This window comes from Terrabacter sp. 05T424 (assembly GCF_056396225.1).
Genome location: NZ_JBFTLB010000012.1, coordinates 92,094 through 112,941, shown reverse-complemented (window position 1 = coordinate 112,941; position 20,848 = coordinate 92,094). Strand labels below are relative to the sequence as shown.

Here is a 20,848-nt window from a genome sequence, read left to right as displayed (position 1 = left end):
CGCCGGCATCCTGGCGAATGTCGCCTCCGAGATGAACCGACGACCCCGCAAACGCCACCAGTGGGCCACCCCCGCCGAGCAGCTCGAGCGGCTACTGTCCGACAACGACATCAACGGTGTTGCACCCACCGCCTGAATCCGCCACGTCGCGAACTGAGCACTCGACCGGGCGGAGAGTCGAGTGCCCACTTTCCGACGTCGGGAACTGAGCACTCGACCGGGCGGAGAGTCGAGTGCCCACTTCCCGACGTGGGGAACTGGGCACTCGACTGGGAAGAGGCCCCGGGGAGCTAGTCCGTGACGGGCGTGGTGTCGCCACTGGTCACGACCGTGGTCACGACGGTCGTGACGGACGGCGTGCGCGGGGTCGACGAGAAGCCGAACCGGCACGGTGGGTCGACCGGCGCCAGCGTGCCGAGCGGCTCGCCCTCGAGACTGCCCCGCATGGCGACCACCCGGCGCAGGTCGGTCGCGCCGTAGAACTCCTGCCGCCCCTCGAGCGCAGTGCCGCGGGTTCGCACGCCGCGCAAGGCAACTCGAGCCATCGGGTCGACCACCGTCGCCCAGGCCGGGCTCGCCGCGACCCGACCGGGCACGACGCGCAGCAGCCGGCCCAGCGGCATACGTCCTCCGACCGTCAGGTCGAGGGTCAGGGATGGCGAACGCACCTGCCACGACTGCGAAGTCCGTGTCACCTCGAACGCCTCGAGGCGCACCTCGTCAAAGGCGTACGTCGACTCGATGAACGCCGCCACCTCGGCCCTCGGCGCGAGAAGCAGGCGATGGCCGTCGTCCCTCTCGACCATCGCATCGGCGAAGGACCCGAGCGGCGTGCGGTCCCACGCCCCGACGACGACGCGCACCCCGGAGGTCGAGCCGACGCCGGCGATTCGGCCGTGGAAGCGGTTGACGCTCATTCGACCCGGTTCACCGTCTCGTCGATGCCCTCGACGATCTTCGAGTAGTCGTCGGTCGGCGACCCGCCGAGCACCGACCCCCACGCCGGCACGAGCTCGGCGCCGTAGCGGTGGCCGTAGCCGTCGGGCGGGTCGTGGCCGACGGCCATGTCGGTGGTCAGCTGCCAGAAGGTGACGAACGGGATCCAGGTGACGTCGGGGTTGACGTCGCGCCCCCGCGGCTCGCGCAGCCAGTCGGGCTCGGCGCCGAGCAGCGCCGGGTTCCACCAGACGACGGGGTCGGACGGGTGCTGGGCGTAGACGAAGCGCGGGAAGTCCCACGTGCCGTAGTCGCGGCCGTAGTAGTCGTGGGTCAGCTGGTCGCCGCTCGCGGCGAAGCGGATGTGAGCCCCGTCGTCGACCACCGGCACGATCTCGGGCGACCCCTCGGTGCGCCGCGTGGTCAGGGACTCGGCGATGCCGGTGAAGCTCGGAGTGCCCACCCACACGCCGCCCTGGGCCCTGGCCATCATGTCATCGGCGTCGGCGAAGGCGGCCTGGCCGCCGTACGCGCCGAGCGACTCGCCGCCCACGACGAGCCGCGGGCGCTCGTCCTCCGGGAGGGCCTTCCAGACGGCATACACCTTGTCGAAGAGCGCCTTGCCCGCCTCGCGGGGGGTGTCTCGGTCGGTCATGATCGACATCGCGCTGGGCAGGTAGGAGTACTGCATCGCGGCGATCGCGCTGTCGCCGTTGGCGAGGTACTCGACCGACTGCGCCGACCAGTCGTCGACCCAGCCGGTGCCGGTCGTCGTGAACACCGCCAGCACCCGACGGTGGAAGGCGTTGGTGCGCTTCAGCTCGGCCACCACGGCGTCGGCCACGTCGGACACGGTGCGGTCGCTGGTGCGCCCCGCGTAGACGCGGATCGGGTCGATGGCCCCGCGCCCGGTCGCGCGCGAGATCTGGGCGGCCGTCGGCGCGCTCGTGACGAACATCTGGCCCTGGTAGCCCAGGGTGTCGTAGCGCTCGAGGGACCCAGCACTGCCCGAGAGCAGCGGTGACGTGGGCGCCGAGCGACCGCTCGGCGAGCTCGAGTTCACCTGTGCCGCGATGCCCGCGAAGGCCTGCATGCCACGGTGGAAGAGCACGCTGTCGGTCACCCAGGCCGTCGCCAGGGCGACCACGACGACGGCGATGACGCTGGCGAGCGCCCGGGGCAGCACGTGGCCGGCCGCCTCGGCGAGGTGGTGCGTGGCGCTGCGCAGTCCCCGCGCGATGGCGAGGAAGACGACGGAGATGACGGCGGCGAGGGCCAGCGCGAGGGCCCAGTCGACGGGGTCGAGCGGCTCCAGCCCGACCACCGCGGCAGTGCGGGCCTGGGCGCGCACGTTGGCGACGGTGAGGCCGAGCACGGCGACGCCGCCGAAGACGGGCGCGGCGACGAGCAGCCAGTGCCGCGCCTCGCCGCTCACCATGACGCGCAGGTCGATGAGCCTCGCCACGGTGCGCACGACCCACGCGACGGTGACGCCGAGGGCGTAGCCGGCGACGGCGCAGAGACCGCTGATCAGGCCCTGGTAGTACCACGTGCGCGGGAGCAGGCTCGGCGACATGGCGGTGAGGAAGTAGGCGGCGCCGAAGAAGAGTCCGGTGCGCGACAGGTGCCACCACGGGCGGCCGGCGCGCCCGGGTGGGCGCGGACCGGACCCCTGGGACATGACTCAACAGTAGGTGGGCGCGTGGGGCGGCCGCCTCAGGTTTGCCCCCTACGGGAACACCCCGACCGCGGGCCGTCCCCCGACCGTCCGCCGGGCAGGATGGGGGCATGCGCCACCCCGACCAGCGGACCACCTCGTTCAGCCGTGACGGCCTCACCTTCGACGTCACCGACGCCGGTCCCCTCGCGGGCGAGGTCGTGGTGCTGCTGCACGGCTTCCCGACCGACCGCTCGAGCTGGGACCGCGTCGCGCAACGGCTCCACGCTGCCGGGCTGCGCACGCTCGCACCGGACCAGCGCGGCTACTCGCCGTCGGCGAGACCGACCGACGTGCGGGCCTATCGCCTCGACGAGCTCGTCGCCGACGTGCTGGCGCTCGTCGACGCGTCCGGACGTGAGCGGGTGCACCTCGTCGGCCACGACTGGGGCGGGGCGCTGGCCTGGCTGGTCGCCGCCAACCACCCGCAGCGCATCGCCTCGCTCACGGTGCTCTCGACACCGCACCCCGCCGCGATGGGCCGCGCCTGGCGCCGGGGGGTCGAGCAGAAGCGGAAGAGCTGGTACATGGCCGCCTTCCAGGTGCCCCGGCTGCCCGAGCGGGCGGTGTCTGCCCGCTTCGAGTCGCTCATGGCGCGCAGCGGGCTGCCCAGCGAGGACTGCAGCAGGTATGCCGCCCGGCTGGCTCGCCCTGACGCGCTCGCCGGGCCGATCAACTGGTACCGGGCAGCACGCCACTCGCACGCGCGAGCGCACCGGGTCGAGGTGCCGACGACGTACGTGTGGGGAAACCGCGACCCCTTCCTCGGGCGCACCGCGGCGGAGCTCACCAGCGAGCACGTGACGGGCGACTACGAGTTCGTCGAGCTCAACGCGGGCCACTGGCTGCCCGAGACCCGTGACGAGCAGGCGGCGTCGGCCATCGTGCGCCGCATCACGCGCGATGTGGGGAACACCGGCGTGCGCGGGTAGGTTTCACGTCCGTGAAGATCGACATCTGGTCCGACATCGTGTGCCCGTTCTGCTACCTCGGCAAGCGGCGCCTCGAGGCCGCCATCGCGCAGTTCGAGCACGCCGACGAGCTCGAGGTGCAGTGGCACAGCTTCGAGCTGGACCGCGGCGCCGAGCCGGTGTCGGACGTGCCGCTCGTCGATCTCGTCGCCGCCAAGTACGGCACCACCCGCGAGCAGGCCGTCGCGCAGCACCGGTCGATGGCTGCGGCCGCCACCGAGCTCGGGCTCCAGTTCAACTGGGAGCAGGCCCGCTACGGCAACACCTTCGACGCGCACCGAGTCGTGCACCTGGCCGCCGAGCACGGCCTGGCCGATGCCGCCCACGAGCGCCTCATGCGCGCCTACTTCACCGACGGGCTCGCCGTCGGTGACCGCGAGACCCTCGTGCGCCTCGCCACCGACATCGGCCTCGACGCCGGCGCGGTGCGCGACATGCTCGACTCCGACGACTACGGCAACCACGTGCGCAGCGACGAGGCCACGGCCAAGATGCTCGGCATCGAGTCGGTGCCCTTCTTCGTGCTCGACCGCAAGTACGGCGTGTCCGGCGCACAGCCGGTCGAGGTCTTCGCCCAGGCGCTCGAGACGGCGTGGGAGCACCGGCACGAGGTGCCCGAGCCGGTCGCCGCGGGCGGTGGCTGCGGGGGCGGCTGCGGTGCCGGCGGGTGCGGCGGCGTCTGCGGCGCCTGACCCCCGCCGCCTGAACGCGCCTGAGGCCGGGACCCGCCCGTCCTCCAACGCGCCCGCATGCCCCCCGGACGCGTAAGGTACCGCTCGCCGGTCGACGAAAGGCGCTCATGGGAAGGCACACCGACCCCGCGGATCTCGGGTCACGTCGTGCCATGGTCCTCACGCTGACAGCGTCCGCGCTGCTCGTGCTGGCCGGCGTCGCGATCCTGCGATCGGCGGGCGACGTGCGCCTCGGGCATCCCCCGCGGCCCACCCCCACGAGCACGATCAGCGAGATGAACGAGCCGGCTCCGTCGACCACCCCGTCGACCACCCCGTCGACCACCCCGTCGACCACCCCGTCGACCACCCCGTCGACCACCCCGTCGACGTCGCCCTCCGGCACCGCCCCGACACCGCCAGGCGACGAGCTGGCCTCGCAGGTGGTCGCGCTCGTCAACGTCGAGCGCGCCCGCGCGGGCTGCGGGCCGGTCACGCCCGACCCGGCGCTGACCCGAGCGGCCCAGCGCCACAGCGCCGACATGGCCTCCCACGCGTACTTCTCGCACACGAGCCCCGACGGGCGCGGCTTCGCGCAGCGCATCCGGTCCGAGGGCTGGGTCGGGGGCGCCCTCGCCGAGAACATCGCCGCCGGCCAGCGCGGCGCCGAGGCCGTCATGGAGGCGTGGATGGCGAGCGCCGGTCACCGGGCGAACATCCTCGACTGCGCCTACCGCGCCATCGGCGTCGGCGTCGCGACCGGCGGCTCCTACGGCACCTACTGGACGCAGGCGTTCGGGGCCTGAGACCCCTCTAGGTTGGGGTCATGCACCCGTGGCACTCGCAGGACCAGCACGTCGTCCGGCTCGACTGGGGTCCCACGGCCGGCGAGGCCCTGACCACGTATGCCGTCGCCGCCGGGTCACCCGTGTGCGCCGTCGTCGTCGACGTGCTGAGCTTCACCACGTGCGTGTCGGTCGCCGCCGATGCAGGCACCCGCGTGCATCCCTACCCGTGGAAGGACGACTCGGCCCGGGTCTTCGCGGACGAGCGCGGCGCGACCCTGGCGGTGCCGCGCTCCACGTCACGCGCCGACGGAGGCGTGAGCCTCTCGCCCACCTCGATCCGGGCGGCCGGCCCGCTGCGCGACCTGGTGCTCCCCTCGCCGAACGGCTCGACGATCGCAGCACTCCTCGCCGGCGCGGGGGCGCAGGTCGTGGCGGCGTCGCTGCGCAACCGCCCGGCGGTCGCCGCCTGGCTCGTCGACTGGCTCGACTCGACGGTGGGGTCGGCGACGCCCCCTGCCGTCGTCGTGGTGCCGGCCGGGGAGCGCTGGGCAGACGGCTCGCTGCGGCCCGCCGTCGAGGACCTCTGGGGCGCCGGCGCTGTCGTCGCCGCCCTCGCGGGGAGGCTCGAGCACCGGGCGGGTCCCCTGCTGCTGAGTCCCGAGGCCGAGGCGGCCGGCACCGCCTGGCTCGCCGTCGAGGACCGCCTCGACGAGGCGCTGACGGGCTGCGCGAGCGGTCGCGAGCTCGTCGAGCAGGGCTGGCCCGACGACGTCGCCGTGGCGGGCGAGCTCGACACGTCGGAGGTGGTGCCCGTGCTCGTGGACGGCGCCTTCACGGCATACGGCCGCTGACGCTCGCACCTGCTCGCGGGGTGCGCGGACCTACTGGCCGATCGCCGTCCAGAAGGCCGATGCCGCACGGGAGGGCCGGCCGGTGCGGCGCTCCGACCAGTCCGCCGACGTCATGAGCGCCGTCACGGCGTTGACCCCGATCCAGCGCAGCGGTTCAGGCTCCCAGTCGCGCGAGGTGCGGCCGGCCCACGGGAGTGTCGCGAGCCCCTCGGGGTCGTCGCCACGGATCATCGCGGCGAGGGTGCGGCCGGCGAGCGCGGACGTCGCGACGCCGTCGCCTACGTAGCCGCCGGCGAACGCGAGGCCGGTGTGGCGGTCGTGGCGCACCGACGGGAACCAGTCACGGGGCACGCCGAGGTTGCCGCCCCATGCGTGGGTGAAGGTGACGCCGTCGAGCACCGGGAAGAGCTCCACGAGGATCCGACGCAGGCTGGCGTGGACGCGCTCGTCGCGCTCGTAGAGGGGCGACACCTTGGAGGCGTAGTGGTACGGCGCACCCCGGCCCCCGAAGGCGATGCGGCCGTCACGCGTGCGCTGGCCGTAGATCGTCAGGTGCCGGTTGTCGGCGAAGGTGGTGCGACCCTCGAGGCCGATCTGGGCCCACACGTCGTCGGCCAGCGGTTCGGTGGCGGTCATGAGGGAGTAGATGGGCGCGATGGCGCGGCGCCGGCCCGCGACGGTCGGGGTGTAGCCCTCGGTGGCCAGGACGACGTGGTCGGCGCGCACCGTGCCGTGGGGCGTGACGACGCGGTGGCTGCGGATGTCGACGGCGCTCGTGCGCTCGTAGATGGCGACGCCGCGGCGCTCGACGGCGTCGGCGAGGCCGCGGACCAGCCGGGCGGGGTGGATCGCGGCGCAGTGCGGCGTGAAGGAGCCGCCGAGGGCGTCGGAGACCGACGCGATGGCGGTCACCTCGTGCGGGTCGAGGAGCCGGTGGTCCTCGTCGCCGAAGCCCCACGAGCGGTGGTCGGCGGCCTCCTCGCGGATCCGCTCGAGCTGCGCGGGGTTGCGGGCGACGGAGAGGTAGCCGCCCTGCTCGAAGTGGCAGTCGATGCCCTCGGACTCGGCGATCTGCCCGATCTCGGCCACCGTGTCGTGGAGGCGGTGCTGCATCCGCACCGCTGCGTCACGACCGCGCTCGGCCGCCATCCGCTTGAGGGAGGTCGGGAAGAGGGCGGAGCACCAGCCGCCGTTGCGCCCGGAGGCGCCGAAGCCGGCGACCTCCTTCTCGATGACGGCGACCCGGATCGTCGGGTCGGCCGAGACGAGGTGGTATGCCGTCCAGAGCCCGGTGTAGCCGGCCCCCACGATCGCGACGTCGACCTCGGTGTCGGCGCCGAGCGAGGGCCGCGGCTCGATGTCGTCGATCGTGTCGTGCCAGAGGCTGAGCCCCCGATAGCCGCTCGTGGTCATGGAGGGCGGCAAGGCTGGGGGCATGGCGGGATCATGCCATCTCGGGGCGCGCCCGCAAGACCTCGCATCCTGTGGATTTTCACTTGAATCCCCTTCCAACACCTACGGATTCCGCAGGTGCCATCAGGGGCCTCGCCCCTTCCGCCGGAGCCCCCGCCCGGGCAGGATGCGCAGATGAGCACCGTGGACCGCGCCCACCTCGCCGTCCTGCACGCCCGCGAGCGCCAGGCCTTCGTGGAGGCCAGGCCGCGGTCGCGGTCCCTGGCCGAGCAGGCCGCCGCCCACATGCCCGGCGGCGTGCCGATGAGCTGGATGGTCAAGTGGCCGGGAGACTTCCCCGTGTTCGTCGCCGAGGCGGCCGGAGCCCACTTCACGTGCGTCGACGGGATCGACCACGTCGACCTGTGCCTCGGCGACACCGGCGCGATGATGGGCCACTCCCCCGCACCCACCGTCGACGCGGTGACCCACCAGCTCGGGCGCGGCATCACCACGATGCTGCCCACCGAGGACGCCATCGCGGTCTCCACCGGCCTGGCCGAGCGGTTCGGCCTGCCGTACTGGCAGTTCACGCTCACGGCAACCGACGCGAACCGGCACGCGATCCGATACGCCCGCCACCTCACCGGTCGCAGCAAGGTGGTCGTGCACAACTGGTGCTACCACGGGTCCGTCGACGAGGCCTTCGCCACGCTCGGCCCGGACGGCTCGACCAGGAACCGGCCCGGCAACATCGGGGCGCCCGTGCCCACGTCCGAGACGACGCGTGTCGTCGAGTTCAACGACCTCGACGACCTCGAGCGGGCGCTAGCCCACGGTGACGTCGCCGCGGTCCTCGTCGAGCCGGCGCTGACCAACATCGGCATCGTGCTGCCCGACCCCGGCTACAACGAGGGCGTGCGCGAGCTCGCCACCCGTTATGGCGCGCTGCTCGTCAACGACGAGACGCACACCATCTGCGCGGGGCCAGGTGGCTACACGGCCGCCCACGGTCTGGCGCCCGACCTGCTCGTCATCGGCAAGTCGATCGGGGGCGGCATCCCCTGCGGCACCTTCGGATTCAGCCAGCAGATCGCCGACCGCATCGCGGCCTCCGTCGAGCTCGAGGAGATCGACGTGGGCGGCATCGGCGGCACCCTCGCCGGCAACGGCCTCTCGATGGCCGCCATGAAGGCGACGCTCGAGCAGGTGATGACCCCCGCGGCCTTCGAGCAGATGGTGCCGCTGGCCGACGCCTGGGCCGACGGGGTGCAGGCCGGCATCGACGCGGTCGGCGCCGACTGGCACGTCACGCGGCTCGGGGCCCGCGCCGAGTACAACTTCTCCGGTCGCCCCTCGCACGACGGCCGGGAGGCCCACGACGCGGACGACTTCGAGCTGCAGCAGTACCTCCACCTCTACGCCCTCAACCGCGGCATCCTGCTCACGCCGTTCCACAACATGGCGCTGATGAGCCCGGCCACGACGGCGGCCGACGTCGACGCCCACACCGAGATGTTCCACGCCTGCCTCGAGGAGCTCTTCGCCTAGACGCGCCCTCGGCGCGCCTCCACCGCCGCGACGAGCGCCGGCAGGGCGAGGGCGGCCGTCTCGCGCCAGACCACGTGGGCCACGTCGGAGACGTCGGTCTCGAGCGGATTGACCTCGACGACGACGGCGCCGGCGCCGCGGGCGAGGACGGGCAGCCCGGCGGCCGGGTGCACGATCCCCGACGTGCCCACCACGAGCACCAGGTCGGCGGCCTCGACGAGGGCGACCGCCTGCTCCCACGCGTCGAGCGGCAGCAGCTCGCCGAACCAGACGACACCCGGCCGCACCTGCCCACCGCAGCGCGAGCAGGTGGGTGGGTCCAGGCGCTCGACCGGCTGCTCGGGCGCGACGACCGGACCGGCGTATGCCGTCTCGCACCGTTCGCAGCGGAAGCTCGCGAGCGACCCGTGGAGGTGCACGACGTCGCGGCTGCCGGCCCGCTCGTGCAGGTCGTCGATGTTCTGGGTCACGACCCGGACGACTGCTGGATCGGCCGCCCGATCGGCCCAGCGCGCGACGGCGAGGTGGCCCGCGTTGGGCTGCACGTGCGCGACCGCGCCGAACCGCGAGAGGTACCAGGCCCAGACGAACGCGGGGTCGCGCTCCCAGGCCTCGGGGGTCGCGAGGTCCTCCGCGGCATACTGCTCCCACAGCCCGGTCTGGGCGTCACGGAACGTCGGCACCCCGCTCTCGGCCGACATGCCCGCGCCGGTCACCACCACGACGCGCCGCGCCTCGACGGCCGCCTCGAGGACGGGCTCGGGAACCACCATGCGGACAGGCTCGCACGACTTCGCCGCGCGCGACTCCCGGACCGCGACACGTCGGTAGCGTTGCCGGCACCACCCTCGGAGCGCAGGAGTCACGATGAGCGGCACCACACCCGAACCGCCCCGGCACCGTCGGCGCACGAAGGTCGGCATCGTCGGAGCCGGCGCTGTGGGCGCCACCCTCGCGTACGCGACCCTGATGCGTGGCGCAGCCCAGACGGTCGCGCTCTTCGACGTCAACGCCGCCAAGGTGCGTGCCGAGGCCCTCGACCTGAGCCACGGCATCCAGTTCGTGCCGATGGCCCGCGTCGACGGGTCCGACGACATCGAGGTGCTGGCCGACTCCGACGTCATCGTCTTCACCGCCGGCGCCAAGCAGAAGCCGGGCCAGTCCAGGCTCGACCTCGCCGAGTCGACCATCGGCATCGTCCGCTCGATCCTGCCGCGGCTCGTCGAGGTCGCCCCCGACGCCGTGCACGTCATGGTGACCAACCCCGTCGACGTCGTCACGTACGCCGCGCTGCGGGTGTCCGGCCTGCCGCCCGAGCGGCTCTTCGGGTCGGGCACCGTGCTCGACTCGTCGCGGCTGCGGTTCCTGCTGGCCGAGCACACCCAGGTCGCGGCCCAGAGCATCCACGCGTACGTCGTCGGCGAGCACGGCGACTCCGAGCTGCCGCTCTGGTCGTCCGCGTCGATCGGGTCGGTGCCGCTGCTCCAGTGGCGGGCGCACGACGGGTCGAGGGGACTCGACGCCGAGACGCGTGGCCGCATCGCCACCGACGTCGTCGAGTCGGCCTACCGGGTCATCGAGGGCAAGGGCGCGACGAACTACGCGATCGGGCTCGCCGCCGCACGCATCATCGAGGCCGTGCTCAACGACGAGCGCCGCATCCTGCCCGTCTCGTCGCTGCTCGACGACTACTACGACATCAGCGACGTGTGCCTCTCGGTCCCGGCGATCGTGCACGCCGGCGGTGTCGGCGATCGCATCGAGGTGCCGATGACCGACGAGGAGCTGACCGGGCTGCGGGCCTCGGCGGACGCGGTGCGCGCGACGGCCGGCCGTTTCGGGTTCTGACGACTCTGACGGGCACTCGGGCGGCGGAGCATGATGGGGCCGTGAGCACGTCCGCCGCCTCCGAGCCAGACGGGGCCCTCGACGGGACCGTCGAGCCCCGGGCGACCTACCACCACGGCGACCTGCGCCGGGCCCTCCTCGAGGCCGGCACCGACCTGGCCCGTGAGGGGGGCCCCGACAAGGTCGTGCTCCGCGAGGCCACGCGTCGCGTCGGGGTCTCGGCCAATGCCGCGTACCGTCACTTCGCCGACCGCGACGCCCTGCTCGGCGACGTCGTCTCGCGGGCGCAGGCCCGTGCGGCCGACGTCATCAGCGCGACCATGGACGCGGTCCCGCCGGCACTCGAGCGTCGGCAGCGGGCCCGCGCCCGGTTCCGGGCGGTCGGCGTCGGATACCTGCGGTTCGCCATGGACGAGCCGGGCCTGTTCCGCACGGCGTTCGCGGTGCCCGTCGACCTCAGCCGGGCAGCCTCGGCCCACGCCGCCGGGGCCGCCGGGCTCACGCCGTTCCAGCTGCTGTCGACGGCCCTCGACGCGATGGTGGAGGCGGGCGTGATGTCGCCGGACCAGCGCCCGGGCGCCGAGCTGCTCGCCTGGTCCGCCGTGCACGGCATGGCGATGCTGGCCCTCGAAGGGCCCCTTCGCGACCTGCCGCCGGGGGCCGTCGACGAGCTCGCACCGAGGCTGGTCCGCATGGTCGACCTGGGCCTCGGCCTGACGGACGGGGCGGCCGAGCCCGGAGCAGCAGGTGCCTAGGCTGGCCGGGTGACCAGCGACTCCCCCCACGACCAACCCGGCGGCGACGCCACGACGCACGCGCTCGACCGCGACACCGCCGCCTTCTACCGCCGGCTCGGCCCGGGGCTCTACGGCCCGACCGTGCACGTGCAGGGCGCCTGGCGCGACGACGAGCAGCACATGGCGCCGGTCAGCGGCATCCTCGCGCACGAGATCGACCTGCACGAGCCCCGCGAGGGCATGCAGCTCGCCCGCATCTCGTTCGACATCCTCGGCATGATCCCGGCCCGGCCGAGTCGCGTGGAGGTGCGGACCACCCGGCCCGGGCGCACCATCGAGCTGGTCGAGGCGACGATGGTCGTCGACGGCCGCGCCGTCGTGCGCGCGCACGCCTGGCGGCTCGCGGCCCACGACTCCGAGCCGGTGGCCGGCGTCGAGCTCGAGGCGATCCCCGGCCCCGATGAGCTGGAGCCCTGGTCGGGCACCGACACGTGGGACGGCGGCTACATCGAGGGCCTCGAGTTCCGCGTCGCTCCCGACCGCCGTCCCGGCCGCACCGTCGCGTGGATCCGGGCACTGAACCCGCTGGTCGACGGTGAGACCTGCTCTCCCACAGCCGATCTCGTGCGACTGGCCGACACCGCCAACGGCATCGCAGTGCGCGTCTCACCGCGCGAGTGGATGTTTCCCAACGTCGACCTGGCCGTCCACCTCTTCCGCGAGCCGGTGCGCGGCTGGGTCGGCTTCGACACACGGGTGACCATGGGTCCCACCGGCCTCGGGCTCACGTCGACCACGATCCACGACGAGCAAGGGCCCGTCGGCCGGGCCGAGCAGATCCTCACGGTGCGACGACTGCCCGGCGCCTGATCCACGTCCCGCGACAACCTTCTGCCGATCCGGCGCGTCTGGGAGGTGCAGGCACACCGCGCGAAACGGGCGACTGGCTGCCACAATGAGGGGCGCGATCGCGCCGACTCACACACGCCGCAGCGCGGTCAGAGACCAGGGGACACCATGAGGACGATCCGCATGGACAACAAGCGCACCACCACCACCACCGCCGTCGCCGCCGCCCTCGCGGTCGTCGCCCTGACGCTGGGTGCGCCCGCCGCACGGGCCGACGACAGCACGGGCACGCCGGCACCGACGGGCACGACCAGCACGACCAGCACCACCAACGCTCCAGCCACGACTGCCCCCACGGTTCCGCCCACGACGCAGACCAGCACCCAGAGCAACAAGCAGACCAGCGCCCAGGCCCAGGCACCCGCGCAGCCGGCGACGGCGACGCCCGCGCCGGCCCGGGCGGTCGCTGCTGCTGCGGCGCCCACCGCCATCGTCCCCCGCACGGCGCCGGTGAGCAGGATCAAGGACCTCCAGGTGCGCCTCAAGCTCGTCGGGCAGTTCCCGTATGCCATCACGGGCGTCTACTGGTCAGCCGTCGACCGCTCGGTCCTCGCCTTCCAGCACGCCGGGGGGCTCACCGAGACCGGGATCGTCGACCAGCCGACGTGGGATCGCCTTCGCGCCCTCACCAACAGCCCGGTCGTGCTTCCGCGCACCGCCTCGGCCGTGCGGGTCAAGGACCTGCAGGTGCGGCTCAAGGTCAACGGGCGCTTCGCCTACGGCATCACCGGCGTCTACTGGTCGGCCGTCGACCGCTCGGTCCTCACGTTCCAGATCCTCTACGACCTCCCGCAGACCGGCGTCGTCGACCAGCGCACCTGGGACCGCCTCAAGACCGTGACCGCCAGCCCGGTCGCGATCGGCCGCACGGCCCCGACCGCCCAGCTCAAGGAGGTCCAGCTGCGGCTTCGGGCCCTGGGGGCGTGGGGCTACGGCATCACCGGCGTCTACTGGTCGGCGCTCGACCGCGCCGTGCTCACCTTCCAGCAGCAGCGCAACCTCCCCCAGTCCGGCGTCATCGACCAGCGCACCTGGTCACGCCTCGTCGCCCTGACCTACACGCCGGGCACCTTCGACCAGCACCGCTTCAACGCCGGCCTCCGTCCGGTCATGCCGGCGGTCGGCGCGCTCGACAGCCGCTGCCGCACCGGGCGTGTCATGTGCGTCGACAAGGCCACCCGCACCCTGACGTGGGTCGTCGACGGCAAGCCGCTGATGGTCATGTGGGCGCGGTTCGGTCGTCCCGGCAAGGAGACCCGCGAGGGCACCTTCCGCGTCTCGCGCATGTACGAGTACGTCATCTCGAACCTCTACTTCACCCCGATGCCCTACTCCATGTTCTTCTCCGGCGGCCAGGCCGTGCACTACTCGTCGAACTTCGCACGCCTCGGCTATGCCAGCGCCAGCCACGGCTGCGTGAACATCGCCGACCACGCCCAGATCAAGGCGCTCTTCTTCAAGGTGCGGGTCGGCGACAAGGTCGTCGTCTACCACTGACGCCGGGCTCCGCTGGAGACAGGGTCGTCCCGATGAACGCCTCGGACGGCCCTGTCTCTTGTGCGCTGCCGCGAGTGGTCATAGGGAGATCCCACCGCGAGAACTGGTAGTCCTCCCGATGTGCCCTCCCTGGCCGCGAGCAGATCGTGGATGTGTCGGCATCGCGCCGGTGCACACATCCACGAGGAGCACCATGAACACTCGCATCGTGGCGACCACCCTGGTCGTCCTCGGAGCACTCGCAGTTCCCGCCGCCGCCCACGCGGTCCCCGCCCCGGATCCCCCTTGGACCTCGACCCACGTGAGCACGGTCGGCCCCGTCCTCCGGTCGCTTCAGCAGGAGTACCGCGCCACGACGACGCCCCAGAAGCACGCCATTCACAACGAGATCAGCCTGCTGGTCAACGTGGGCCCGTCCGCCTTCTGACCTGCACGACGTGCCGCACCATGTCGTCGCGTCACACAGGGAAGACGCGACGACGTCCGGCGTCGCGCGCGACCCTGCTCAGTCGACGGTGGCTGTGATCTGCGTGCCGAGCTCGATGGTGCGGCTCACGGTGCACCACTCGTCGTGCGAGCGCTTGACGAGCTTCGGCAGCATCTCACGGGCGACGTTTCCGCCTTCGCCGTCGGGGAAGCGGACGCGGAAGCTGACGTTGATGTCCTGCAGGTGGTTGCCGTGCTCGTCCTTGACCTTGTCGGCCGTGACGACCACCTCGAAGTCGTCGGGCTCGGCGCGGCGGCTCGTGACGGTGTCGACGTCGACGGCGGTGCACGCCGCGATGCCGGCGAGGAGCAGCTCGACCGGCGAGAGCTCGTCGGTGCCGGAGCTGGTCGTGATGGAGCCGCCCCGGCGGTTGCGAGCCGTGTAGCGGCCCTGGCTGTCGCGGGTCAGGGTGATCTGGCGCAGGTCGTCGGAGCTCATGGGGTGCAGCCTTCCAGAAGGGCGCGGGGTGGGTCGGGTGAGGTCGCGCGGCAGGCCGTCGCGCAGCCGGGGGTCACAGCCAGGCGTCGGCGAGCAGCTCGTAGGAGCGCAGGCGATCCTCGTGGTCGTGGGCGCCGCACGTGACGATGACCTCGTCGACGCCCGTGGCCTCGACGAACCCGGCCAGCCCGTCGCGTACCTCGTCGGGCGTGCCCACGAGCGAGACCCGCGTCATGTCGGAGACGGCCTGGCGCTCGGCCGGCGACCACTGCGCCATGAGGCCGGCGATGTCGCCCGACGGCTCCGGCAGGGCCGTACGCCTGCCCGTGACGATGCCGTGGAAGCGCTGGAGCACGCTGGTGAAGAGGCGTTCGGCCTCCTCGGTCGTGTCGGCGACCATGACGTTGACGCCGGCCATCGAGCGGGGGGCGTCGAGGCCGCCGGGCTCGGTCGAGGGCGTGAAGCGCGACCGGTAGACCTCGAGCGCGCTCATGAGCGCGGCCGGAGCGAAGTGCGAGGCGAACGAGTAGGGCAGGCCGAGGGCTGCTGCGACCTGCGCCCCGCCGTGGCTCGACCCCAGGATCCAGATCGGCACGCGGGTGCCCTCACCCGGGATCGCGCGCACCTTGGCGTCGGGATCGGGGTCGCCGAGGTAGCCGATGAGCTCCTCGACCTCGCCCGCGAAGTTCATCGCGGCGGCCTCGTTGCGGCGAAGGGCACGCGTCGTGAAGGGGTCGGTGCCCGGGGCGCGACCGAGGCCGAGGTCGATGCGACCCGGGTGGATCGTCGCGAGCGTGCCGAACTGCTCGGCGACGACGTACGGCGCGTGGTTGGGCAGCATGATGCCGCCGGCGCCCACCCGGATCGTCTCGGTGTGGTCGGCGACGTGCCCGATGAGCACCGCTGTCGAGCTCGACGCGACGCCCCGCATGTTGTGGTGCTCGGCCATCCAGTAGCGCTGGTAGCCCCACTTCTCCGCGTGGCGGGCGATGTCGACGGTCGAGGCGATCGCATCGGTCGCGGTGCCACCGTCGATGACGGGGACGAGGTCGAGGATGTTCAGCTGGGCTCTGGCAGGACTCACGTGGGTGCCAACCGACGCGGCGGGCAGGGTGTTCCCGGGCCGGTTCCCTGGGCTCAGGGCAGACCGAGCTGAGGGACCTGGTCGTCGTAGTCGGGGCAGAAGGCCTGCACGCCCGCGGCCATGAGCTGCTTCGTGCGCAGCGCGTCGCCGGTGTTGTCGAGCGGCTTCGAGGCGTCGTCGACGGCGATCTGGCGCAGCTGGACGCCGCCGTTGCGCAGCGCCCAGCAGGTCGTGGTGCCGGTCTCGATGTCGTCGGCGACGCTCGTGCCGGTCACCGCGGCGCCGAGCTTGCGGGCGTCGATGACGAACTGCGCCTCCTCCGCCGAGATCGAGGGCCGGGCGCTGGCAATGTCGGACGGGACGTCGGCAATGGTCGGGTCGGACCCGCCACAGGCCGACAGCGTCGCGCCCGCGAGCAGGGCCACCAGGGCAGCGAGCACGCGCGCGCGACGCGACCTCACCGCATACGGGCGTGGAGCATCGGCGCTGGGCAAGGGATCCATCGTTAGGCTGAACGCGTGAGCGACACCGATCGTCCCCGCGACGCCGCGTCGACGCAGCTCGCGGCGCAGGCGCCGCTGGCCCGAGGCGCGGTGCTCGTCTCGCTGTCGGGAGCGGTCTTCGGCTTCGTCTTCGTGCCGCAGCTGCTGGGACTGGCGCTCGCGGGCCTGAGCCTCGCCCGGCGCGAGCCGCACGGACGTCGGCCGGCGATCCTCGCAGCCGCCCTCGCCCTGGCGTTCACCGCCGTCTGGGCCGTCGTGCTCGGCCTGCTGCTCAAGTGGTGGGCCACCTCCCGCTGAGCCCCGCACCACCGCCGACGACACCGACGACACCGACGACTACTGCGAGTACGTCGACAGGAACTTCTCGAGGCGGCCGACGGCCTCCCCGAGGTCCTCCACGCGCGGCAGGAAGACGAGCCGGAAGTGGTCGGGCGTCGCCCAGTTGAACCCGGTGCCCTGCACGACGAGCATCTTCTGGTCGCGCAGCAGGTCGAGGGCGAACCGTTCGTCATCGCGGATGTCGTGGACCCTGGGGTCGAGCCGCGGGAAGAGGTAGAGCGCGCCCTGCGGCTTGGTCACCGAGACGCCGGGGATCTGGTTGAGCATCTCCCAGGCGATGTTGCGCTGCTCGAGCAGCCGGCCTCCCGGGAGGATCAGCTCGTTGATCGACTGGTAGCCGCCGAGCGCGACCTGGATCGCGTGCTGCGCCGGCACGTTGGCGCACAGCCGCATGTTCGCGAGGATGTCGAGGCCCTCGAGGTAGTTGCGCGCGTGCTCCTTGGGGCCGGTGATCGCGAGCCAGCCGGAGCGGAAGCCGGCGACGCGGTAGGCCTTCGACAGGCCGTTGAAGGTCAGGCACAACAGGTCGGGAGCGAGGGCCGCCATGGAGGTGTGCGTGGCGCCGTCGTAGAGGATCTTGTCGTAGATCTCGTCTGCCATGACGATCAGCTCGTGCTCGCGGGCGACCTGCGCGATGGCCTCGAGCACCTCGCGCGGGTAGACGGCCCCGGTGGGGTTGTTCGGGTTGATCACGACGATGGCTCTCGTGCGGTCGGTGACCTTGCTGCGGATGTCGTCGATGTCGGGCGCCCAGTCGGCCTGCTCGTCGCAGACGTAGTGCACGGGAGTGCCACCGGCGAGGCTGGCGGCCGCCGTCCAGAGCGGGTAGTCGGGCGCGGGGATGAGCACCTCGTCGCCGTTGTCGAGCAGGCCCTGCATGGCCATGACGATGAGCTCGCTGACGCCGTTGCCGAGGTAGATGTCCTCGACGTTGAGGGGCGGGAACTCGCGCACCTCGTAGTGCTGCTTGACGGCTCGCCGGGCCGAGAGGATGCCCTTGCTGTCGCTGTAGCCCTGGGCGGTCGGCAGCTCCTGGATCACGTCGACGAGGATGTCCTCGGGAGCCTCGAAGCCGAACGGGGCGGGGTTGCCGATGTTGAGCTTGAGGATGCGGTGGCCCTCCTCCTCGAGCCGCTTGGCCTCGGCGAGCACGGGACCCCGGATCTCGTAGCAGACGTTCTGCAGCTTCTTGCTCTGGGTCACCTTGCGCATGAGGCCAAGCGTCGCACTCCCGTATGCCGCCGACCGCGCAATTCCCAGCATGTGGCCCGCCGCTTCGGTGACGTCGGTCTCACCACGCCCGCCGGGGGCCGCCGGCCCGGTCAGCGCCCCTCGGTGCTGTCAGCGCAGCAGGCAGCCGAAGGCCGAGGCGGGGCTGGTGGCCGTCACCGAGTCGACGAGTGAGGCGCCGCTCGTGGCGGCGACGTCGATGGTGATCTCGTGCCCGACGAGCGTGCGGGTGAGCCGCGCGTACGTCGGTGGTGTCGCCGCTGTCTGCGTCCACCCCTTCTGCGTCAGGAAGCCGACGAGCTCGGCCGCCTGGGGCCCCGTCGACGGCGGGTAGGTGCGGGTGACGCGACCCTCGGTGGACTCACGGCACGGCGCGATCTCGCTGTGCCCCAACGGGGTCAGGTTGTGGTCGAGCTCCTCGACCTCCTTCTCCATCGCGGTCCAGGCTGCGACGTCGTCGCTGTGCAGTCGGCCCGACCAGGCCCAGCCGATGAAGGCGAGCAGTGCGACGAGGACGACGACGAAGGCGACCGCGAACAGGCTGGGCCTGCGACGGGACCGTGGGGGTGGCGGACCACCGTCAGGGCTCGTCCGCACGGCTCTCGGGCGGGCGGGCCGGGCCTCGTCGGCGAAGCCGAAGTCGCTCACCGGGACAGTGTGGGACACACCGTGGCGGGCCGGAAGCGTCGCGGGCAACCTGTCGCCGTTCCGTGACTCACGGCCGGCAGTCGCTCACGGGCGCGGCAGCAGCGGACGGTCGAGGTCGAGCAGGTGGCGCCAGTCGGCCCGGCGCGCGGTGCGCAGCCCACGGCGGACGAGCAGGACGCCGACGATGAGTGCGAAGGGAACCCCGACGACCGTCGTCGTGAGGCCGAGGCTGTAGCCCTCGGGGAGGGTGGCGACGCAGACGACGGTCGCCACCGCGGCCAGGGGCACCTCGAGCCGCTCGGCCCAGAGGTGACCGAGTGAGACGGCGAAGACGGGCAGCATCCAGAGGTAGTACCAGCCGAGGAAGACCGGGGCCAGCACGACGACGGCGAGCATGGCCCAGGCGAGGCCGCGCACGGCCCGTATCCGGCGCTCGGGGTCCGCGCCCGCGGCGAGCTTGAGGGCGGCGAGCCAGATGACGACGAGGAGCAGCGCGAGCACGACGAGTGCGACGGCCCGCGCGACGGCGATGCCGGTGTCGCGCCACTCGTCGTGGCCGAGCAGGTGACCGACCGCGCCGACCGCGATGCCGACCGAGGTGGGCAACGAGGTCCACTGCTCGTTCTTGCCCGGAGTCGACGTGGGGTTGAGCCAGGCGAACCCGAGTCCGGTGACGATGCCACCGAGCACCATCGGCACTCCCGCGCACAGCAGCGTCAGCACTCCCGCACGGATGACCCGACCCCAGCCGTATGCCGTCTCGCGCGGTTCGGTTGGGCGTGCCGTCGCGACGTGGTGGGCCCAGAGGATGGCCAGGAACGGCAGCGCGACGACGGCGGTCACCTTGACCATGGCGCCCAGCGCGATGACGACGCAGGCCAGGACGAACCGGCCCCTCAGGGCGAGCGCCAGGCCGCCGAGCACGGCTGCGACCATGAGCGCGTCGTTGTGCGCACCGCCGACGAAGTGGGCTCCGACGAGCGGTGTGGCCACTCCCAGCCACACCGCGCGGACCGGCGACCAGCCCAGGCGACGGGCGACGTCGGGGACGGCCCAGGCGAGCACTGCCACACCGGCGACCGCGAGCAGGCGCAGGAGCAGCAGCGCGACCCACAGCTCGCCCGACACCGACGCGACCGCCCGGGCGAGCAGCAGCCACACGGGCCCGTAGGGGGTCGGGCTGTCGAGCCATGTCGGTGCGGTGGAGCCGCGCCACGGCGAGTCCAGCTCGCGCACGGCGTGGTCGTAGGGGTTCAGGCCCTGGTCCCACAGCAGCCCTTGGGCGGCATACGAGTAGAGGTCTCGGCTGTAGAGCGGCATGGCGAGGACAAGTGGCGCGAACCACAGCGCCACCGTGACCCACCACCATCGCACCGTGACGGGCGCCGACCGGAGCCGCCACCAGGCGAGCACGAGGGCGGCCAGGGCGAGCACCGACACCGACGCGAGCAGCGGCGATCCGCCCTTCGGCGTCGACCAGGCGACGCCCGGCCAGAGGATGCCGGTGTTGGGCCGGGGCAGCGCGCCGGAGCCCCACGAAGCGGCCGCCAGCACGACACCGCCGGCGCAGCCGACCCACCGCCAGCCGGCGGGGCTGATGCCGCGGCCGGCCCGGGGCGCCCGTGCCGGCGCCGGCCGCGACGCGGACGCGGGCTCAGCCATGGGTGACCGGCTCGTCACCCCAGGCGAGGAGGCCCCAGCCGGTGGCGGGGTCGCCCTCCATGGTGACGACGTGCGTGTTGTCGAGGCGGCGCTCGTCGAAGAAGTCGGCAGGCAGTCCGAGCGACGCGCTGCACCACACCCGCATGGCCGCGCCGTGGCTGACGGCCACCGCGGACTCGTGGCCGTCGGAGGCGATCTGGGCGATGGCCTCGTCGTAGCGCTGCATGAAGCCGGCCCCGCTGTCACCGCCGGGGATGGTGTGGTCGGGGTCCTCACGCCACCGCACGACGGCGTCGATGTAGGGCTGCCAGTCGGTCGTCATCTCCCAGTCGCCGGCCTGGATCTCGCGCAGCCCCGGGAGCACCACCATCTCGAGACCGAGCAGCTCGGCGAGGGGCGCCGCCGTCTGCTGGGTGCGCACGAGGTCGGAGGTGTAGATCGCGCCGAGGTCCTCGTCGCCGAGCCGGTCGGCGAGCGCCCGAGCCTGCTCGCGGCCCTGCTCGGTGAGGTCGAGGCCGGGCACGGCGGTGTCGAGCTGCCGGGCGACGTTGGCGTGGGTCTGGCCGTGCCGCACGAGGAAGAGGCGCAC

Annotated in this window: 22 protein-coding genes; 11 read left to right on the top strand and 11 right to left on the bottom strand. The window is 72.7% G+C overall.

What is annotated here, in order from left to right:
- Positions 1-290 precede the first annotated feature (290 nt).
- Together AC1DE0_RS20050 and AC1DE0_RS20045 are read right to left on the bottom strand one after the other, a co-directional pair.
- Complete coding sequence (locus AC1DE0_RS20050; protein ID WP_478104794.1) at positions 291-917, bottom strand: hypothetical protein; 627 nt, start codon at positions 915-917, stop codon at positions 291-293.
- On the bottom strand, positions 914-2,617 hold the full coding sequence (locus tag AC1DE0_RS20045) for an alpha/beta hydrolase (protein WP_478104790.1): 1,704 nt from the start codon (positions 2,615-2,617) through the stop codon (positions 914-916). The genes AC1DE0_RS20050 and AC1DE0_RS20045 overlap by 4 nt, the downstream gene beginning before the upstream one ends.
- A gap of 107 nt (positions 2,618-2,724) precedes the next feature.
- Here AC1DE0_RS20045 and AC1DE0_RS20040 point away from each other — a divergent pair, with 107 nt between their 5' ends.
- From AC1DE0_RS20040 to AC1DE0_RS20025, 4 genes are all read left to right on the top strand, one after another.
- The gene (locus AC1DE0_RS20040) at positions 2,725-3,585 is read left to right on the top strand and encodes an alpha/beta fold hydrolase (RefSeq protein WP_478104786.1); all 861 of its coding nucleotides are present in this window, start codon (positions 2,725-2,727) and stop codon (positions 3,583-3,585) included.
- 11 nt (positions 3,586-3,596) lie between these two features.
- Entirely contained in the window at positions 3,597-4,316 is a 720-nt protein-coding gene (locus AC1DE0_RS20035; RefSeq protein WP_478104782.1) for a DsbA family oxidoreductase, read from the top strand.
- Positions 4,317-4,423: 107 nt separating this feature from the next.
- Positions 4,424-5,101, top strand: coding sequence for a CAP domain-containing protein (locus tag AC1DE0_RS20030; protein ID WP_478104779.1), 678 nt, complete (start codon positions 4,424-4,426; stop codon positions 5,099-5,101).
- A 20-nt stretch (positions 5,102-5,121) separates the two neighbouring features.
- Entirely contained in the window at positions 5,122-5,934 is an 813-nt protein-coding gene (locus tag AC1DE0_RS20025) for a 2-phosphosulfolactate phosphatase (RefSeq protein ID WP_478104775.1), read from the top strand.
- Positions 5,935-5,964: 30 nt separating this feature from the next.
- On the opposite strand, the gene AC1DE0_RS20020 is transcribed toward AC1DE0_RS20025, so the two are convergent.
- Positions 5,965-7,371: an NAD(P)/FAD-dependent oxidoreductase gene (locus AC1DE0_RS20020; protein ID WP_478104771.1), complete on the bottom strand. Its 1,407-nt coding sequence runs from the start codon at positions 7,369-7,371 to the stop codon at positions 5,965-5,967.
- A 150-nt stretch (positions 7,372-7,521) separates the two neighbouring features.
- On the opposite strand from AC1DE0_RS20020, the gene AC1DE0_RS20015 reads away from it, so the two are divergent.
- Positions 7,522-8,877 carry an aspartate aminotransferase family protein gene (locus AC1DE0_RS20015; RefSeq protein ID WP_478104766.1) on the top strand — a complete coding sequence of 452 codons (1,356 nt, stop codon included), beginning with the start codon at positions 7,522-7,524 and terminating at the stop codon, positions 8,875-8,877.
- Here the strand turns inward: AC1DE0_RS20015 and AC1DE0_RS20010 are convergent.
- Positions 8,874-9,650 (bottom strand): SIR2 family NAD-dependent protein deacylase, encoded by a 777-nt coding sequence (locus AC1DE0_RS20010; RefSeq protein ID WP_478104763.1) that lies wholly within the window; start codon positions 9,648-9,650, stop codon positions 8,874-8,876. The two genes, AC1DE0_RS20015 and AC1DE0_RS20010, sit on opposite strands and share 4 nt — an antisense overlap.
- Positions 9,651-9,744: 94 nt before the next feature.
- Between AC1DE0_RS20010 and AC1DE0_RS20005 the strand changes: the two genes are divergently transcribed.
- From AC1DE0_RS20005 to AC1DE0_RS19985, 5 genes are all read left to right on the top strand, one after another.
- Positions 9,745-10,725: an L-lactate dehydrogenase gene (locus AC1DE0_RS20005; protein WP_478104758.1), complete on the top strand. Its 981-nt coding sequence runs from the start codon at positions 9,745-9,747 to the stop codon at positions 10,723-10,725.
- Positions 10,726-10,766: 41 nt separating this feature from the next.
- Positions 10,767-11,480 carry a TetR/AcrR family transcriptional regulator gene (locus AC1DE0_RS20000; RefSeq protein ID WP_478104755.1) on the top strand — a complete coding sequence of 238 codons (714 nt, stop codon included), beginning with the start codon at positions 10,767-10,769 and terminating at the stop codon, positions 11,478-11,480.
- Between the two features lie 9 nt (positions 11,481-11,489).
- On the top strand, positions 11,490-12,332 hold the full coding sequence (locus AC1DE0_RS19995; RefSeq protein WP_478104752.1) for a thioesterase family protein: 843 nt from the start codon (positions 11,490-11,492) through the stop codon (positions 12,330-12,332).
- 147 nt (positions 12,333-12,479) lie between these two features.
- Complete coding sequence (locus AC1DE0_RS19990) at positions 12,480-13,868, top strand: L,D-transpeptidase family protein (protein ID WP_478104748.1); 1,389 nt, start codon at positions 12,480-12,482, stop codon at positions 13,866-13,868.
- 193 nt (positions 13,869-14,061) lie between these two features.
- Complete coding sequence (locus tag AC1DE0_RS19985) at positions 14,062-14,295, top strand: hypothetical protein (RefSeq protein ID WP_478104744.1); 234 nt, start codon at positions 14,062-14,064, stop codon at positions 14,293-14,295.
- A gap of 78 nt (positions 14,296-14,373) precedes the next feature.
- Here the strand turns inward: AC1DE0_RS19985 and AC1DE0_RS19980 are convergent, their stop codons facing one another.
- The 3 genes from AC1DE0_RS19980 to AC1DE0_RS19970 form a co-directional block, all read right to left on the bottom strand.
- Positions 14,374-14,793, bottom strand: coding sequence for an OsmC family protein (locus AC1DE0_RS19980; RefSeq protein ID WP_478104741.1), 420 nt, complete (start codon positions 14,791-14,793; stop codon positions 14,374-14,376).
- Between the two features lie 73 nt (positions 14,794-14,866).
- Positions 14,867-15,877 carry an LLM class flavin-dependent oxidoreductase gene (locus AC1DE0_RS19975; RefSeq protein WP_478104739.1) on the bottom strand — a complete coding sequence of 337 codons (1,011 nt, stop codon included), beginning with the start codon at positions 15,875-15,877 and terminating at the stop codon, positions 14,867-14,869.
- Between the two features lie 53 nt (positions 15,878-15,930).
- Positions 15,931-16,371, bottom strand: a complete 441-nt coding sequence (locus AC1DE0_RS19970) for a hypothetical protein (protein WP_478104735.1) — start codon at positions 16,369-16,371, stop codon at positions 15,931-15,933.
- Between the two features lie 24 nt (positions 16,372-16,395).
- On the opposite strand from AC1DE0_RS19970, the gene AC1DE0_RS19965 reads away from it, so the two are divergent.
- Complete coding sequence (locus AC1DE0_RS19965; protein WP_478104731.1) at positions 16,396-16,677, top strand: hypothetical protein; 282 nt, start codon at positions 16,396-16,398, stop codon at positions 16,675-16,677.
- 39 nt (positions 16,678-16,716) lie between these two features.
- On the opposite strand, the gene AC1DE0_RS19960 is transcribed toward AC1DE0_RS19965, so the two are convergent.
- The 4 genes from AC1DE0_RS19960 to AC1DE0_RS19945 all read right to left on the bottom strand — a co-directional run bounded on the left by AC1DE0_RS19960 (position 16,717) and on the right by AC1DE0_RS19945 (position 20,848).
- Positions 16,717-17,931, bottom strand: a complete 1,215-nt coding sequence (locus AC1DE0_RS19960; RefSeq protein ID WP_478104727.1) for a pyridoxal phosphate-dependent aminotransferase — start codon at positions 17,929-17,931, stop codon at positions 16,717-16,719.
- Positions 17,932-18,060: 129 nt separating this feature from the next.
- The gene (locus AC1DE0_RS19955) at positions 18,061-18,597 is read right to left on the bottom strand and encodes a hypothetical protein (RefSeq protein ID WP_478104723.1); all 537 of its coding nucleotides are present in this window, start codon (positions 18,595-18,597) and stop codon (positions 18,061-18,063) included.
- A gap of 84 nt (positions 18,598-18,681) precedes the next feature.
- Positions 18,682-20,259, bottom strand: coding sequence for a polyprenol phosphomannose-dependent alpha 1,6 mannosyltransferase MptB (mptB, locus tag AC1DE0_RS19950; protein ID WP_478104720.1), 1,578 nt, complete (start codon positions 20,257-20,259; stop codon positions 18,682-18,684).
- On the bottom strand, positions 20,252-20,848 hold the full coding sequence (locus AC1DE0_RS19945; RefSeq protein ID WP_478104718.1) for a histidine phosphatase family protein: 597 nt from the start codon (positions 20,846-20,848) through the stop codon (positions 20,252-20,254). The genes mptB and AC1DE0_RS19945 overlap by 8 nt, the downstream gene beginning before the upstream one ends.

Coding starts and splice junctions, on each gene's coding strand:
- AC1DE0_RS19960 (WP_478104727.1), bottom strand. CDS start 17,931: ATGCGCAAGGTGACCCAGAGCAAGAAGCTGCAGAACGTCTGCTACGAG.
- AC1DE0_RS20050 (WP_478104794.1), bottom strand. CDS start 917: ATGAGCGTCAACCGCTTCCACGGCCGAATCGCCGGCGTCGGCTCGACC.
- AC1DE0_RS19980 (WP_478104741.1), bottom strand. CDS start 14,793: ATGAGCTCCGACGACCTGCGCCAGATCACCCTGACCCGCGACAGCCAG.
- AC1DE0_RS20015 (WP_478104766.1), top strand. CDS start 7,522: ATGAGCACCGTGGACCGCGCCCACCTCGCCGTCCTGCACGCCCGCGAG.
- AC1DE0_RS20025 (WP_478104775.1), top strand. CDS start 5,122: ATGCACCCGTGGCACTCGCAGGACCAGCACGTCGTCCGGCTCGACTGG.
- AC1DE0_RS20040 (WP_478104786.1), top strand. CDS start 2,725: ATGCGCCACCCCGACCAGCGGACCACCTCGTTCAGCCGTGACGGCCTC.
- AC1DE0_RS20010 (WP_478104763.1), bottom strand. CDS start 9,650: ATGGTGGTTCCCGAGCCCGTCCTCGAGGCGGCCGTCGAGGCGCGGCGC.
- AC1DE0_RS19985 (WP_478104744.1), top strand. CDS start 14,062: ATGAACACTCGCATCGTGGCGACCACCCTGGTCGTCCTCGGAGCACTC.
- AC1DE0_RS20045 (WP_478104790.1), bottom strand. CDS start 2,617: ATGTCCCAGGGGTCCGGTCCGCGCCCACCCGGGCGCGCCGGCCGCCCG.
- AC1DE0_RS19990 (WP_478104748.1), top strand. CDS start 12,480: ATGAGGACGATCCGCATGGACAACAAGCGCACCACCACCACCACCGCC.
- AC1DE0_RS20030 (WP_478104779.1), top strand. CDS start 4,424: ATGGGAAGGCACACCGACCCCGCGGATCTCGGGTCACGTCGTGCCATG.
- AC1DE0_RS20020 (WP_478104771.1), bottom strand. CDS start 7,371: ATGCCCCCAGCCTTGCCGCCCTCCATGACCACGAGCGGCTATCGGGGG.
- mptB (WP_478104720.1), bottom strand. CDS start 20,259: ATGGCTGAGCCCGCGTCCGCGTCGCGGCCGGCGCCGGCACGGGCGCCC.
- AC1DE0_RS20005 (WP_478104758.1), top strand. CDS start 9,745: ATGAGCGGCACCACACCCGAACCGCCCCGGCACCGTCGGCGCACGAAG.